This window comes from Cupriavidus oxalaticus (genome assembly GCF_016894385.1).
GTDB lineage: Bacteria > Pseudomonadota > Gammaproteobacteria > Burkholderiales > Burkholderiaceae > Cupriavidus > Cupriavidus oxalaticus.
In genome coordinates this window covers 2037984-2051380 of record NZ_CP069811.1, presented here as the reverse complement: position 1 = coordinate 2051380, position 13397 = coordinate 2037984, and the positions used below count along the sequence as shown (strand labels likewise).

Below are 13397 nucleotides of genomic sequence, written 5' to 3'. Positions count from 1 at the left end.
GTGCGCTATCGAGACTTTCTTTCGAACGGGTAGGTTGAAGTCATCGGAATCGACGACGTAAGGATGTGACGCCTGCCTGGCGCAAGTTGGCCGCCTCAGAAAGCGGCAAGCGCCAACGGGCAAGACAGTCGCGGATTCGTGCACGAGGGAAGGGGGACCAGGCGCGGCCAGCTCAGAGCATGGCCTTGACCTGATCCCCGAAGGACGCACCGCGTAAGCAGCGGTAACTGTGTGGGTTAGAAGCCGATGTCATGCGGCAGCGGCCGCCTCAAAACACATCATCCTTCCAGTGATACCAGTGATACAGCACCCGCTGCCCCATCCGCCGGAACGGCGCGAACATCTGCGACTCCACCATCTCGCGCACGTTCGGGAACGGCAGCGGCGAGCGGAAGATCGGCAGCTCCGGCAGCGACGATTCCTTGCCGGCGATCAGCGCCGCCAGCCGCTTGCCCGCCTGCGCGGAGTACATCACGCCGTTGCCGCCATAGCCCATCGCGTAGTAGATCGATTGCGACGGGTCTGGCTGCGTGATGCGCGGCATCATGTCGTGGCTCACGTCGACCCAGCCCCACCATGAGTAGTCGATCTGGATGCCGCGCAGCGCCGGGAACTTGCGGTACATGTCGGCGATCAGCTTCTGCTTGTACTGGTCCTGCGGCGCGTCGTTGCCGGTAATGGCGCTGCGGCTGCCGATCTGCAGGCGGCCGTCGGGCATCAGCCGGTAGTAGTGGCGCAGGATGCGCGTGTCGGTGATGACCTGCGTGGTGCGGAAGTTGCACGCGGCGATTTCGTCGGGGGTCAGCGGGCGCGTGACGATCGAGTTCGACAGGATCGGGAACAGCCGGTTCTTGAGCTCGCGGTGCAGCGACTGCGAGGTGTAGCCGCCGGTGGCCACGCCCACCGCGCGGGCGCGCACGATGCCGCCGGGGGTGCGCAGGTAGTGGACGCCGTTGCGCGTTTCCCAGCCGGTCACGGGGCTGGACGGATGCACCTTGGCGCCCAGCTCGCGCGCGCGGCGCAGGTAGCCGAAGGCCAGCTTGCCGGCGTGGATGCCGATGCCTTCGGGCTCGTGCATCGCCCCGCAGGCTTCCTTGTCGTCGACGTATTCGCGCCGCACGGTGTCGGCGTCGAGGATGCGCGCGTCGTAGTTGAACACCTCGCGCAGGATCTTCGCTTCTTTCTCCAGCCCGGGCATCACCTTGTCGCGGTGCGCGATGTATAGGTGCCCACCCGGCTGCGGGTCGCAGTCGATGTCCTTGATCAGGCCCTTGAAGGTTTCCATGCCGTCGCAGACTTCTTCATGCAGGCGCAGCGCGGTATCGAGCCCGTAGCGCTGGATCCACTGCGAACGCTTGAGCCGCCCCGACGCGCATTGCGCCTGGCCGCCGTTGCGCGTGCTGCAGCCCCAGCTGACGCGGTTGGCTTCGAGCACGGTGGCCTTGATGCCGTACTGCTGCGCCAGGAAGATCGCGCAGGTCAGGCCGGTGAAGCCGGAGCCGATGATGGCCACGTCGACGTCGATGTCATGCGTGATCGGGCCGTCGTCGGCGGGCGGCGTGCCGGCGGTGCCGATCCAGTAGGTGGGGGCGTACTCGCGGCCCTGGCCGGGGGTGGGGGTATGCAGCGGGTCGTAGGCGGGGTCGTACGGACGCGACGGCGCGGTCGTGTGCTCGCCGCCCAGGGCACTGCGGGGGACTACGGCTTCCATGGCGCGTCTCCTGCGTTCAGGCTTGCGCGGCAACCACGGGCGCCACCACGGGCGGGCGGTCCTTGCGGTAGGCGTTCTTCACCGCGATCTTGCCGTCGCGGAAGGTGAAGACGTCGACCATGCGCGCCTCGATGCGGGCCCCGTCGGCGCGGGTGCCCTTGAAGGTGGATTCGCTGACGCCGCGGTCGCCCACGACAAAGTGCTCGCCATCGACCCATTGCGCGTCGGGGAAGGTCTGCCAGGCGAGCTGGAAGCCTTCGCGCACGGCGTCGCGGCCGATGAAGCTGCGGCCGAGCAGTTCGCTGCCGGCCACGCCGTGGAAGGCGCAGTCGTCGGCCATGAAGCCCATCAGGGCCTCGAGGTCGTGGCGGTTCCAGGCGTCGTTGAAGGCTTGCAGCAGTTCGATGCCGGCGGCGGTGTTGCGATCGGACATGTCTTGGTCTCCTGAGTGTTGTCCACCGGTCCGCGCAAGAAGGCGCTGCGGAACCGGCCATGACTCGAGGATAGGGAAGCCGGCCGCGGCGCTGTAGCGCCAGTTCGGGACAATCGCTTGGGCCAGCGCCAGCCGGCGCGTGCTCAGGCGGCCGGGCGGGCGCGGGAAGTGACGGTGGCGTCTGCTGCGGCCGCGCCAGCCGCCCCGGCGGTGGCCTGCAGTTCACGCGCGACATCCGCCAGCACACGGATGCCGGGCTCGATACGGTCCAGCGAGATCGACGAGTAGCCGAGCCGGAACACGTTGCGCGGCGCCGGCTCGGCCATGAAGAAGACGCTGCCGGGCTCGATCAGCACGCCCTGCAGCTCGGCCAGGCGCGTCAGCGCGTCGGCGTCGAGCCAGGACGGCCCTTCGATCCAGCATGACGCGCCGCCGGCGATCGGTACCGGGCGGAAGTCGGGCATATGCGTGGCCAGTGCGGCGAGCACCGCCTCGGCGCGCTCGCGGTGCGCGGCCGACAGGCGCCGCAGGTGCGCGTCGTAGTGGCCCAGTGACAGGAACAGCGAGAACGCGCGCTGGATATACGCCGACGGGTGCCGCAGCATCAGCCGCCGCGCCGCGCGCAGCTCGGCAATCAGCGGCGCCGGACCGACCACATAGCCGATGCGCAGCCCCGGCGCCAGGCTCTTGGACAGGCTGCCCACGTAGATCACGCGGTTGCCGCGATCCAGGCTCTTGAGCGTGGGCGTGGGGTCGCCCTCGAAGCGGCTCTCGCTTTCGTAGTCGTCCTCGATCAGCACGAAGTCCGCTTCCTCGGCCTGGCGCAGCAGCGCCTGGCGGCGCGCCAGCGGCATGGTGACCGTGGTGGGGCACTGGTGGCTGGGCGTGACGTAGACGTAGTCGCACGCGCGCTGCGCGTCGGACAGTGCCAGCCCCTCGCCATCGACCGGCAGCGGCACCAGATGCGAGGTATGCGAGCCGAAGATATTGCGCGCATCCGGATAGCCGGGGTCTTCGATGCCGACCGGCGTATCGGGGCTGACCAGCAGGTCGGCCAGCAGGTACAGCGCCTGCTGCGCGCCCACGGTGACCACGATCTCGTCGGCGCCGGCCCAGACGCCGCGGCGCGGCAGCACGCGCGTGCGGATCTGCTGCACCAGCGACTCGTCGTCGCGCAGGATCATGTCCTGGGCCCAGTCGTGGATGTCGAGCACGCTCAGCGCCTTCAGGCAGCATTCGCGCCAGTCGGCGGTGGGGAACAGCGCGGGGTCGTACTGGCCGTAGATGAAGGGGTAGGGATAGTCGCGCCAGTTGGCGCGCTTGACGATATTGCGCTGCTGTGTCGGGCGGAACACGAAGCGCCGCTCCCAGTCCGGTTCGCCGCCGCGCGCGGGCACCGGCTCGCCGCGCAGCGAGGCCACGCCGCTGACGCGCGTGCCGAGGATCTCGGGATTGACGAAATAGCCGCTGCGCTCGCGCGCCACCAGGTAGCCTTCATCGACCAGCTGCTGGTACGCCAGCACCACGGTGTTGCGCGCCACGCGCAGCTGCGCGGACAGTTCGCGGCTGCTTGGCAGCGGCTCGCCCTGCGGCAGCTGCTGGTCGAGGATCGCCGACACCAGCATCTGGCGGATCTTGCCCTGCAGGCTCAGGCCGGACAGCGCGTGCTGCTGGAACAGCTGGAACCACATGGTGGCGGGAGACTTGAGGCTCATGGTGCGGGGGCAGCTAAATGAAACAGCGCGCCAGCTTACTGCACTGGCGCGCCGCGTGGCACATCAATACTTGTGGAGGTCGGGCCTTGGCATCTCTGCCAGCGGTACTACCGGCTCCACGCCGCGACGAAACAGTTGCCGCGCGCCGTAGGCAATCAGCAGGATCAGCAGGCTGATCACTCCCAGTGCAAGCGGCGTGCGCTGGTCGGGGATGAAGGCCATGGCGACCACGATGCCGAGCATGCCCAGGATCGCGACATAGGTGAGATACGGGAAGCACCACATGCGCACGCGCAGCAGGTCCGGCGCTTCGCGCTCCAGCCGCGAGCGCAGGCGCAGCTGCGAGATCGCGATCAGGATGTAGACGAAGATGGCGACGGTGCCATACGAGTTGACCAGGAAGGCAAACACCGTGTCGGGCGAGACATAAGACATCACCACCGCGCCGTAGCCGAACAGCGTGGCCACCAGGATCGCGCGGACCGGCACGCCCTTGCGGCTGACGCGGGCCAGCGACTGCGGCGCATCGCCGCGGCGGGTCAGCGCGAACAGCATGCGCGACGAAGCGTACAGGCCGGAGTTGAGCGCCGACAGCACCGCGGTCAGCACGATCGCGTTCATGATCTGCGCGGCGGCGGGCACGCCCATCACGTTCAGCGCGCTCACGTACGGCGTGGCGATGCTGTTGGAGTTCCACGGCACCAGGCATACCACCAGCAGGATCGAGCCGACATAGAACACCAGCACGCGCGTGATTACCGAGCTGGTGGCCTTGGCCACGGCCTTCTGCGGTTCTGCCGTCTCGGCGGCGGCGATGGTGACGATCTCGGCGCCGAAGTAGAAGCCGGTGGCCGCGACCGCGCCGGTCAGCACCGGCACGATGCCGTTCGGCATGAAGCCACCGTTGGCGGTCAGGTTGGCCACCTGCATGCCCTGGGCGCCGGGAGCCAGGCCCAGCACGTACACGCCGGCGATGAACAGGAACACGATGATTGCCGCGACCTTGATCGAGGCGAACCAGAACTCGAACTCGCCGAACGACTTGACCGACACCAGGTTGGTCAGCGTCAGCATCACCAGCAGCACCAGGCTGATGATCCAGTTGGGCACGTCGGGCAGCCAGTAGCGCACCAGGTCGGCGCCGGCGACGGCTTCGAGCGCCACCACGATGACCCAGAAATACCAGTACATCCAGCCGGTCAGGAAGCCGGCGAGGTTGCCCACCGCGGGGCGGTCGTGCCAGGCTTCGCGCGCATACTCGTAGAAGCCGCCCGTGCCGGGCAGGGCGCACGCCATCTCGCCCAGCATGCGCATGACCAGCACGACCAGCAGGCCGGTGATCAGGAAGGAAAGGACCGCGCCGGGGCCGGCCGACTTGATGACGACGCCGCTGCCGACGAACAGGCCGGCGCCGATCACGCCGCCAAGCGCGATCATGGTCATGTGGCGTTGCTTGAGGCCGTGGGATAGTCCGTTGCCGGACTGTGGTTGTTGGATCATGGTGTGTCTCCTGTGCTGCGCGTGCTGCCGGTGCTACTTGCAGCCAGACCAGCGTTTTTGGCAGGCGCCACGGCTTCTCTTCTGTATAGGTGGCGGCGCGGGAAACGCCAGCCGGGGCCGTGGTCGGTTCAGTGTTGGCAATCCCGGTGCGGGATGCTTATCCGTCCATGTCGACTAGTCTCCGGTGTCTGCTTAAAAATCCGGAACCAGTTGTTCCGAAAAATAATTGTTTGACCGAAATGTAGGCCCTCCCCGGCGGAAGGTCAACCAGAAGTTTCGATAATTGATATGATTTGACTCTGAAAATGAAACTTACCTATGATGGAGCCAGGCATGAACGATATGCGCCTCGCCAAAAGTGACGCCAAGCCGGACGGAGACACGCCGGCACTGCGTTTGTTCGGCCTGCTCGAAGTCATCGCGGAGAAGGACCAGTCCTTCAACCTGCAGGCGCTGGTGGAAGAGACCGGCCTGCCCAAGCCCACGCTGCACCGCATGCTGCAGCAGCTCGAGGCGGCGGGGCTGATCCAGCGCAACGGCGACGGGCGGCAATACGGCACCGGCCTGCGGCTGCGCCGGCTGGCGGAGAACCTGTTGCTCAACAGCACCTCGCACGGCGCGCGCCACATGGTGCTGCGGCGGCTGGTGGAAGAAGTGGGCGAGAGCTGCAACCTGACCGCGTTTTCGGGCGGCGAGGTGCTGTACCTGGACCGTGTGGAAACCGCGGCGCCGCTGCGCTTCTACCTGCATCCGGGCTCGCGCGTGCCGGCGCACTGCTCGGCCACCGGCAAGCTGTTCCTGGCGCAGCTGGCGCCGGCGCAGCGGCAGCGGCTGCTGGCGCACGCGGAGCTGGAGCGGTACACGCAGAACACGCTGACCGACCCCGCGCAGCTGGAAGCGGAGCTGGAGCGCGTGAAGCGCGACGGCTACGCGCTGGATGACGAGGAATTCCTGCCCGGGCTGGTCTGCTTCGGCGTGCTGGTGCCGGCCGTCGACGGCGGCAAGTCGAACCTCGGGCTGGCGCTGCAGGCCCCGGTCATGCGCGTGGCGCGCGACAAGGTGGTGCAGCTGCTGCCCGCGCTGCAGCGCGCGGCCAGCGCGCTGGCGGCGATCGAGGCCGAAAGCGCCAGCAGCTGGCAAGGCGGCTCGGAAGGCGCGGAAAGCGGGGAAAGCGCGGAAAGCGCCGAAGAGGACGAATAGCGCGCACGGCGTCACGCGGAGTTGCTCCGCTGGTCGCGGTGCCAGGGTGACAAAAGGCATGGCGACCAACGAGGAGCATGAGGTGACGCAAGAGCAGTATGGCAAGCCGGACCGGATGATTCCGGTGCGCGAGGTGTTCGGCATCGATTCCGGACTGATGGTGCCGGCCTTCAGCGAGCGCGACGACCACGTGCCGGGGCTTGACCCGGCGTACCGCTTCCAGCCCGAGGTGACGTTGGCGATCCTGTCCGGCTTCATGCGCGACCGGCGCGTGATGGTGCAGGGGCTGCATGGCAGCGGCAAGTCGACCCATATCGAGCAGGTGGCGGCGCGGCTCAACTGGCCGTGCGTGCGCGTGAACCTGGACGGGCATATCAGCCGGCTCGACCTGGTCGGCAAGGACGCCATCGTCGTGCGCGACGGGCGCCAGGTGACCGAATTCCAGGAAGGCATCGTGCCGTGGGCGCTGCAGCGGCCGGTGGCGCTGATCTTCGATGAATACGACGCGGGCCGTCCCGACGTGATGTTCGTGATCCAGCGCATCCTGGAACGCGACGGCAAGTTCACGCTGCTAGACCAGAACCGCGTGATCCGGCCGCATCCGTCGTTCCGGCTGTTCGCCACCTCCAATACCGTGGGGCTCGGCAACGTCAACGGGCTCTATCACGGCACCCAGCTGCTCAACCACGCGCAGATCGACCGCTGGAACGTGGTTGCCACGCTGGACTACCTGCCGCATGAGGAAGAGGCGGGCATCGTGCTCGCGCGCGTGCCCGAGCTGGACAACGACGCCGGCCGCGCGCTGGTCGACGCCATGGTGGCCATGGCGGGGCTGACGCGGCGCGGGTTTGCGGCGGGCGACCTGTCGGCGCTGATGTCGCCGCGCACCGTGATCAGCTGGGCCGAAAACTGCCAGATCTTTCGCGATCCGGGCCTGGCGTTCCGGCTGACCTTCCTGAACAAGTGCGACGAGGCCGAGCGGCCGGTGGTGGCGGAGTATTACCAGCGCTGCTTCGGGCAACTGCCCGGCGACCCCGCCGCGGTTGCGGCCGCGTCGGAGTCCGCGCGATGACCGCGGCGTCGGCAGCGCAGCAGCTGCGCCGGCGCCAGCGGCAGGACGAACTCTCCGGCGCCGCCGTGCGCGCGCTGACCGGCGACGCGGCGCTGCATTTTCGCGACGGCCAGCTATGGCGCGCGATGCGGCCGGTGCCGCAGCATGCGCCGCACCTGCGCACCGATCCGGGCACCGACACGGCTGCCTGCCTGCGCGGCGCCGCCGACGGCGCCGCGCTGCGGCAGGCGCATTCCGATGCCGCGCTGCACCGCAGCCTCTGCCCCGCCGATCCGGTCGAACGCCTGCTCTTCGAACTGCTCGAGCAGCTGCGCTGCGAGACCCACCTGCCGCGCGGCATGGCCGGCGTGGCAGCCAACCTGCGGCACCGCTTCATGGCGTGGTCGCGCGCGTTCCATCGCTCGGGGCTGACCGAGGGCCATCTCGGCATCCTGCTCTATACCGTGGCGCAGGTGGCGTGGTCGCGCCTGAGCGGCGAGCCGGTGCTCGAAGACACCGAAGACCTGATCGAGGCCACACGCGCCGCCATCGTCCCGGTGCTGGGCACGGCGCTGGCCGGCCTGCGCGCGCAGCGCCACGACCAGTCCGCGTTTGCCGTGCATGCGCTGGCGCTGGCACGTGCCGTCGCGGAGATGGTCCGCAGCGAAGCACCGCAAGCCGGCGCGGACGGCGACAACGCCGTTTCATCGGCACGCGCGGGCTTTGCGCTGTGGCTCGATTTCGACGAGCCGGCGGCCGAGGCCTTCGCGCTCGCCGACAGCGGCCACAGCCGCGTGCTGGCCGACGCCACCGACGGCTACCGCATCTTCACCACCCGCTACGACCGCGAAGTGCGCGCCGCCACGCTGGTGCGCCGCGCCTTGCTCGACGAATACCGCACGCGCCTCGACGCGCGCATTGCCCGCGCCGGCGTCAACGTGGCGCGGCTGGCCCGCAAGCTGCGCGCCGCGCTGGCGCAGCCGCGCGTCGACGGCTGGTCCTTCGGCGAGGAAAGCGGCCGCATCGACGGACGCCGGCTGGCACAGCTGGTCAGTTCGCCCGCCGAACGGCGCCTGTTCCGCCGCGAAGCGTACAAGGCGCATGCCGATTGCGTGGTGGGCTTCCTGGTGGACTGCTCGGGATCGATGAAGGCGCGCGCGGAGCCGCTGACATTGCTGCTCGACCTGCTCGCGCGGGCCCTCGACCAGGCCGGCGTGGCCACCGAGGTGCTGGGCTTCACCACCAATGCGTGGAATGGCGGGCGCGCCCGCTCCGACTGGCTCGCGCGCGGCCGGCCGGCGCACCCTGGCCGGCTCAACGAAACCTGCCACATGGTATTCAAGGATGCCGCGCGCAGCTGGCGCCGTGCGCGCACCGACATGACCGCCTTGCTCAAGGCCGACCTGTTCCGCGAAGGCGTGGACGGCGAGGCCGTCGAGTGGGCGTGCGCCCGCCTGCACGCCACCGGCAAGGCGCGCCGCATCCTGCTGGTGGTGTCCGACGGCAGCCCGATGGATACCGCCACCGGGCTGGCCAACGATGCGTGCTATCTCGACAACCACCTCAAGGCCGTCGTGGCGCGGCATGAGGCGTTGCGTGACGTGGAGGTGCTGGGGCTGGGGGTGGGGCTGGATCTCAGTCCGTATTACCGGCACACGCTGGCGCTGGACCTGGCGCAGCCGGTGGATATGGCGATGCTGGATGAGGTGGCGGGGTTGGTGGGGGCGAGGCGGCGGTGAGTCCGCCGCCTTGTCTGATTTCTTGCCTGTACGCGATACGCGTACATCAAAGAAAATCCGTACGAATCGATGCGGTGCTGTATGATTATCTGAGGATGTACGCGTTACGCGTACATCGATACACACCGGAATGAGATATAAGTGAATCCTAAAGCACGCGTTGACGCCAATGCGTTGCTGCAAGCGGCAGCCGACGCCTTCCATGACGCCACCGCCATGCACGCAGAGCCGGTCCCGCCAATGCCGGACGCAGCCGGCCTCCCACTGAACGGTGCGATGCGCTTCGACCTGGGGCAGGGACGGACCGTTATCTTGCCAGTCGCGACCAGGCATTCGGTCGACCGCTTCTCCGCGGTCTCCGGCATCGCCGAATTGCAGCATCGGGTAGGGAAGACGCTGTTGCTGGTTACCTCGCATGTCTCGCAGGACATGGCGGAGCGCCTGCGTAGCAACGACATTGCCTTTCTCGATACCGCAGGCAACGTTTCGCTGCGCTTGCCGGACGCGTTGCTCTACGTGGTGGGCCGCCGGCCGCCGGAACGCGGGGTGCCGAAGCCGCGGGCGCGCACCGCCAGCCCAAAACACCTGGAAGTCTTGTTCGCCCTGATCGCAGATCCCGCTTTGGCGGCCGCGCCTTACCGCACTATCGCCAGCGCGGCGGGCGTTGCCCTGAGCACGGTCAACCTGGCACTGGATGACTTGCAGCACCGCGGCCTGCTGGCAGTCGGCCCGGATGGCAGGCGCCGTTTCAGCGACTGGGAGCGCGTGGTCGACGAATGGGCCGCGCTGTACCCGCTGCGCCTTAAGCCCCGACTGGCGTCACGGCGATTTGCCGCGACGCGGCCCGACTGGTGGCAGGCCATCGACCTGGCCCGGCACGATGCTGTTTTGGGTGGAGAGGCGGCCGCAGAAAAGCTCGCCCATCATCTGCGGGCCGAGCGCATCATGCTGTACGCGGCCTCGGCAACCCCTCGCGAACTTCTCCTCGAAGCGCGGCTGAAAGCGGATCCCGATGGCGAAGTCGAAGTCGTGCAGCGCTTCTGGCCCGCCTCATCCAAGACTGTCGCCACTGGCACACCGGATGTTGCGCATCCCATTCTGGTGTATGCCGACCTGCTGGATACCGGCGAATCGCGCAATGTCGAGGCTGCGCGGCAGATAAGAGAGCTATACCTTGCCCATCGTCCATGAACTCCCGGCGACACGCCCGATCGACGCTGACAGCAGATCCCTGCTTGGCGATCTGGACGCCGCCGCGAGTCAGCTTGGCATCCGCTACTTCATTGGCGGCGCGACGGCCAGGCAGGTCATCCTGGAAAACGTCTTCGGCAACCAGCCGGGCCGGCGCACGCACGATATCGACATCGGCATCTGCATTGCAGACTGGGCGGAGCATGAGTTGCTATGCCGGCAACTGATTGCCGCGGGCCGGTTCAGGCCGGTCGACAAGAACCCGCACAAGCTGACTTATCACCGCGATGGGGAGCGGGTGATGGTTCTCGACCTGATTCCCTTCGGCGACATCGAGAAGCCCGCTGCCAGCATCGCGTGGCCGCCGGCCATGGACACGGTGATGAACGTTGCCGGATTCCGGCAAGCCTTTGACGCGGCGATTCGCATTGTTGTTGACGACAGCCTCGTCGTTCCGTTTGCATCGCTGCCGGGCCTGGCAATGCTCAAGCTCCTTGCGTGGCATGACCGCCATGGCGACGACCGGCGCGACGCTACCGACCTGCTGACCCTGCTCTGCAGCTATGAATCGGCCGGCAACCAGGATCGCCTGTTCGGACAGGAGGCTGACCTGCTGGAGAAATACGACTTCGATATCGACATCGCAGCAGCAGCGTTGCTGGCTCGCGGGGCCGAAGCGGCGACGAAGCAGATCGTTACGGTACTCGGGGACGAGCGGGTCTTTCAACGATTGCTTGACCACATGGCGTTCGGCGATCGCCAGGCAGTCGTTGGCGACGGCATGGATCCGCGGCGGGTGCATCCAAGGATGCAGGCGTTTCGGGCGGAGTTCCTGCCGCTACTTGGATTGGAGCGGTAGGCCCCTGTCCGCAGCCGCCGCTGTTAGCTGCCTCGAGCAGCCGCTCCCTCAATCACGCCCGCACAGTCTCCTTCGGCTGCCACGACACCGCGATATCCCCATGGAGCGGTCGACACGAAGCGCAGGGGGCGCCGCCGGCGCCCCTACCGCGCCCCTACCGCACCCACGCCGAAATCGCCGGCAGCATCAGGCTGACCCCGATCCCGATCAACACCCCGAACGCTACCCGCCGCGTCGTGGCCGGCGAGAACGGCGGCGGAAAGCGCCGTCCCAGCAGCGTGGCGGCCACCACCACCGGCACGCCGAGCGCCGCCTGCAGCCAGATTGCGCCATCGAGCTGGCCCTGCCACGCCGAGAACAGCGTGCGCACGCTGGACGTGACGGTGAACACCAGGATCAGCGCGCAGCGGATCTCCACGGGCTTCATCGGCTGCCGGTAGAACTGGAAGATCAGCGGCGGCCCGGACACGCCGAACATGCCGCTCAGCAGCCCGCCGAACACGCCGCTCATGAAGAAGCTGCCATCGCCGGAGCGCCGCGGCAGCGGGTCGGGTTTGAACGCGGCGCTCAGGCCGCCGTACAGGATCACCGCGCCCAGCAGCAGTTGCAGCAGCGTGGCGGCGCTGGAACTCAGGTACTCCAGCACCAGCACGCCCACCAGCACGGAGGGCAGGATGCCGATCGCGGCCGCGCCCACGGCGCGCCAGTCGATATGCTGGAACTTGCCGGGCAGCGCGCAGGCGCTGTTGGCCAGCGTCACCAGGCTGACCACGGCCGCCACGGTGGCCACCGGCGCGAGGCCCAGCCCGCTGGTGGCGCCCATCACGATCATGCCCAGGCCGAAGCCGGTCACCGTCTGGAAGTAGGTACCCGCGCCGAGCAGGGCCTGCAGCCCCAGCAGCGGCAACAACAATTCCGCTTTCATGCCGCCTGCTCGCCCTTGCCGGCCTGTTCCGCGCAGGCTTGCGCCTGGACCACGGTGACGGCGATGACATGGAACACATCGTCCGCGCTGCAGCCGCGCGACAGGTCGTTGGCGGGCTTGCTCAGCCCCTGCAGCATCGGTCCGATGGCCTTGGCGCCACCGACGCGCTCGGCCAGCTTGTAGCCGATATTGCCGGACTCCAGGTTGGGGAACACCAGCACGTTGGCGCGGCCATTGACCTGCGAATGCGCGACCTTGCGCGCGGCGATCTCGGCGACGATGGCGGCATCGAGCTGCACGTCGCCATCGATGGCCAGGCCGGGGCGCTGCGCGCGCACGCGCTCGGTCGCGGCCACCACCTTGTCGACGGCGGCGTGGTGCGCGCTGCCGCTGGTGGAGAACGACAGCATCGCCACGCGCGGCTCGTCGTTCAGCAGCGCACGTGCGCTGTCGGCGGCGGCCATGGCGATCTCCGACAGCTCTTCGGCATCGGGATTCACCACCAGCCCGCAGTCAGAGAAGATCAGCCCGCCCTTGAGCGTGTGGAAGGGCTCGCACAGCATCATCAGGAAAAAGCTCGACACCAGCCGGAAGCCGGGCGCCAGCCCGATCAGCTGGATCGCGTTGCGCACCACGTCAGCGGTGGTGTGCTCCGCCCCCGCGACCGAGCCGTCCGCATGGCCGAGGCGCACCATCAGGTTGGCGAAGCACAGCGGGTCCAGCACCGCGCGCCTGGCTTCGTCCAGCGTCATGCCTTTCTTCTGGCGCAATGCGTAGAGCTGTTGCGCGAACGAGGGCGTCAGCGCGGAGGTGGCCGGATCGACCAGCGTGATGCCGTCCAGCGCGATGCCGTGGATGGCGGCAGCCGCGTTGATCTGGCGCGGGTTGCCGGCCAGCACGATGCGCGCGATGCCTTCCTGCGTGGCACGCTGCGCGGCCTGCAGGATGCGCGGGTCTTCGGCCTCGCACAGCACGATGCGGCGGGGGGCGGCGCGGGCGCGGTCGATGATGCGGAGGATGGGTTTCATGGTGGTTGGCTCGGTGAAACTGAAAAAAGGGCCGAAGCCCTTGTC

11 protein-coding genes are annotated in these 13397 nt (G+C 68.1%); 5 read left to right on the top strand and 6 right to left on the bottom strand.

Going from position 1 to position 13397, the window contains the following annotated elements:
- Positions 1-268 precede the first annotated feature (268 nt).
- From JTE92_RS08935 to JTE92_RS08920, 4 genes are all read right to left on the bottom strand, one after another.
- Entirely contained in the window at positions 269-1711 is a 1443-nt protein-coding gene (locus JTE92_RS08935) for an NAD(P)/FAD-dependent oxidoreductase (protein WP_063239805.1), read from the bottom strand.
- A gap of 16 nt (positions 1712-1727) precedes the next feature.
- The gene (locus tag JTE92_RS08930) at positions 1728-2144 is read right to left on the bottom strand and encodes a nuclear transport factor 2 family protein (RefSeq protein ID WP_063239806.1); all 417 of its coding nucleotides are present in this window, start codon (positions 2142-2144) and stop codon (positions 1728-1730) included.
- Between the two features lie 143 nt (positions 2145-2287).
- Positions 2288-3859, bottom strand: a complete 1572-nt coding sequence (gene pdxR / locus JTE92_RS08925) for a MocR-like pyridoxine biosynthesis transcription factor PdxR (protein ID WP_063239807.1) — start codon at positions 3857-3859, stop codon at positions 2288-2290.
- Positions 3860-3922: 63 nt separating this feature from the next.
- Positions 3923-5359, bottom strand: coding sequence for an amino acid permease (locus JTE92_RS08920; protein WP_063239808.1), 1437 nt, complete (start codon positions 5357-5359; stop codon positions 3923-3925).
- A gap of 333 nt (positions 5360-5692) precedes the next feature.
- On the opposite strand from JTE92_RS08920, the gene JTE92_RS08915 reads away from it, so the two are divergent.
- From JTE92_RS08915 to JTE92_RS08895, 5 genes are all read left to right on the top strand, one after another.
- Positions 5693-6559 (top strand): IclR family transcriptional regulator, encoded by an 867-nt coding sequence (locus JTE92_RS08915; protein ID WP_063239866.1) that lies wholly within the window; start codon positions 5693-5695, stop codon positions 6557-6559.
- A 58-nt stretch (positions 6560-6617) separates the two neighbouring features.
- Entirely contained in the window at positions 6618-7631 is a 1014-nt protein-coding gene (locus JTE92_RS08910; protein ID WP_063239809.1) for an AAA family ATPase, read from the top strand.
- A complete protein-coding gene (locus JTE92_RS08905) occupies positions 7628-9349 on the top strand; it encodes a cobaltochelatase CobT-related protein (protein ID WP_063239810.1) in 1722 nt (573 codons plus the stop codon). The genes JTE92_RS08910 and JTE92_RS08905 overlap by 4 nt, the downstream gene beginning before the upstream one ends.
- A 141-nt stretch (positions 9350-9490) precedes the next feature.
- Positions 9491-10540 carry a type IV toxin-antitoxin system AbiEi family antitoxin gene (locus JTE92_RS08900; protein WP_147318606.1) on the top strand — a complete coding sequence of 350 codons (1050 nt, stop codon included), beginning with the start codon at positions 9491-9493 and terminating at the stop codon, positions 10538-10540.
- Positions 10524-11399, top strand: coding sequence for a nucleotidyl transferase AbiEii/AbiGii toxin family protein (locus JTE92_RS08895; RefSeq protein WP_063239812.1), 876 nt, complete (start codon positions 10524-10526; stop codon positions 11397-11399). Before JTE92_RS08900 ends, JTE92_RS08895 begins: the two co-directional genes overlap by 17 nt.
- A 154-nt stretch (positions 11400-11553) precedes the next feature.
- Here the strand turns inward: JTE92_RS08895 and JTE92_RS08890 are convergent, their stop codons facing one another.
- Both JTE92_RS08890 and pta read right to left on the bottom strand, forming a co-directional pair.
- The gene (locus tag JTE92_RS08890) at positions 11554-12324 is read right to left on the bottom strand and encodes a sulfite exporter TauE/SafE family protein (protein ID WP_063239813.1); all 771 of its coding nucleotides are present in this window, start codon (positions 12322-12324) and stop codon (positions 11554-11556) included.
- The gene (pta, locus tag JTE92_RS08885) at positions 12321-13352 is read right to left on the bottom strand and encodes a phosphate acetyltransferase (protein WP_063239814.1); all 1032 of its coding nucleotides are present in this window, start codon (positions 13350-13352) and stop codon (positions 12321-12323) included. Before pta ends, JTE92_RS08890 begins: the two co-directional genes overlap by 4 nt.
- Positions 13353-13397 lie beyond the last annotated feature (45 nt).

Bases quoted from the DNA above. Each gene is read 5' to 3' on its own strand.
- JTE92_RS08890 (WP_063239813.1), bottom strand. From the start codon at position 12,324: ATGAAAGCGGAATTGTTGTTGCCGCTGCTGGGGCTGCAGGCCCTGCTC.
- JTE92_RS08930 (WP_063239806.1), bottom strand. From the start codon at position 2,144: ATGTCCGATCGCAACACCGCCGCCGGCATCGAACTGCTGCAAGCCTTC.
- JTE92_RS08935 (WP_063239805.1), bottom strand. From the start codon at position 1,711: ATGGAAGCCGTAGTCCCCCGCAGTGCCCTGGGCGGCGAGCACACGACC.
- JTE92_RS08905 (WP_063239810.1), top strand. From the start codon at position 7,628: ATGACCGCGGCGTCGGCAGCGCAGCAGCTGCGCCGGCGCCAGCGGCAG.
- JTE92_RS08920 (WP_063239808.1), bottom strand. From the start codon at position 5,359: ATGATCCAACAACCACAGTCCGGCAACGGACTATCCCACGGCCTCAAG.
- pta (WP_063239814.1), bottom strand. From the start codon at position 13,352: ATGAAACCCATCCTCCGCATCATCGACCGCGCCCGCGCCGCCCCCCGC.
- pdxR (WP_063239807.1), bottom strand. From the start codon at position 3,859: ATGAGCCTCAAGTCTCCCGCCACCATGTGGTTCCAGCTGTTCCAGCAG.
- JTE92_RS08910 (WP_063239809.1), top strand. From the start codon at position 6,618: ATGGCGACCAACGAGGAGCATGAGGTGACGCAAGAGCAGTATGGCAAG.
- JTE92_RS08915 (WP_063239866.1), top strand. From the start codon at position 5,693: ATGAACGATATGCGCCTCGCCAAAAGTGACGCCAAGCCGGACGGAGAC.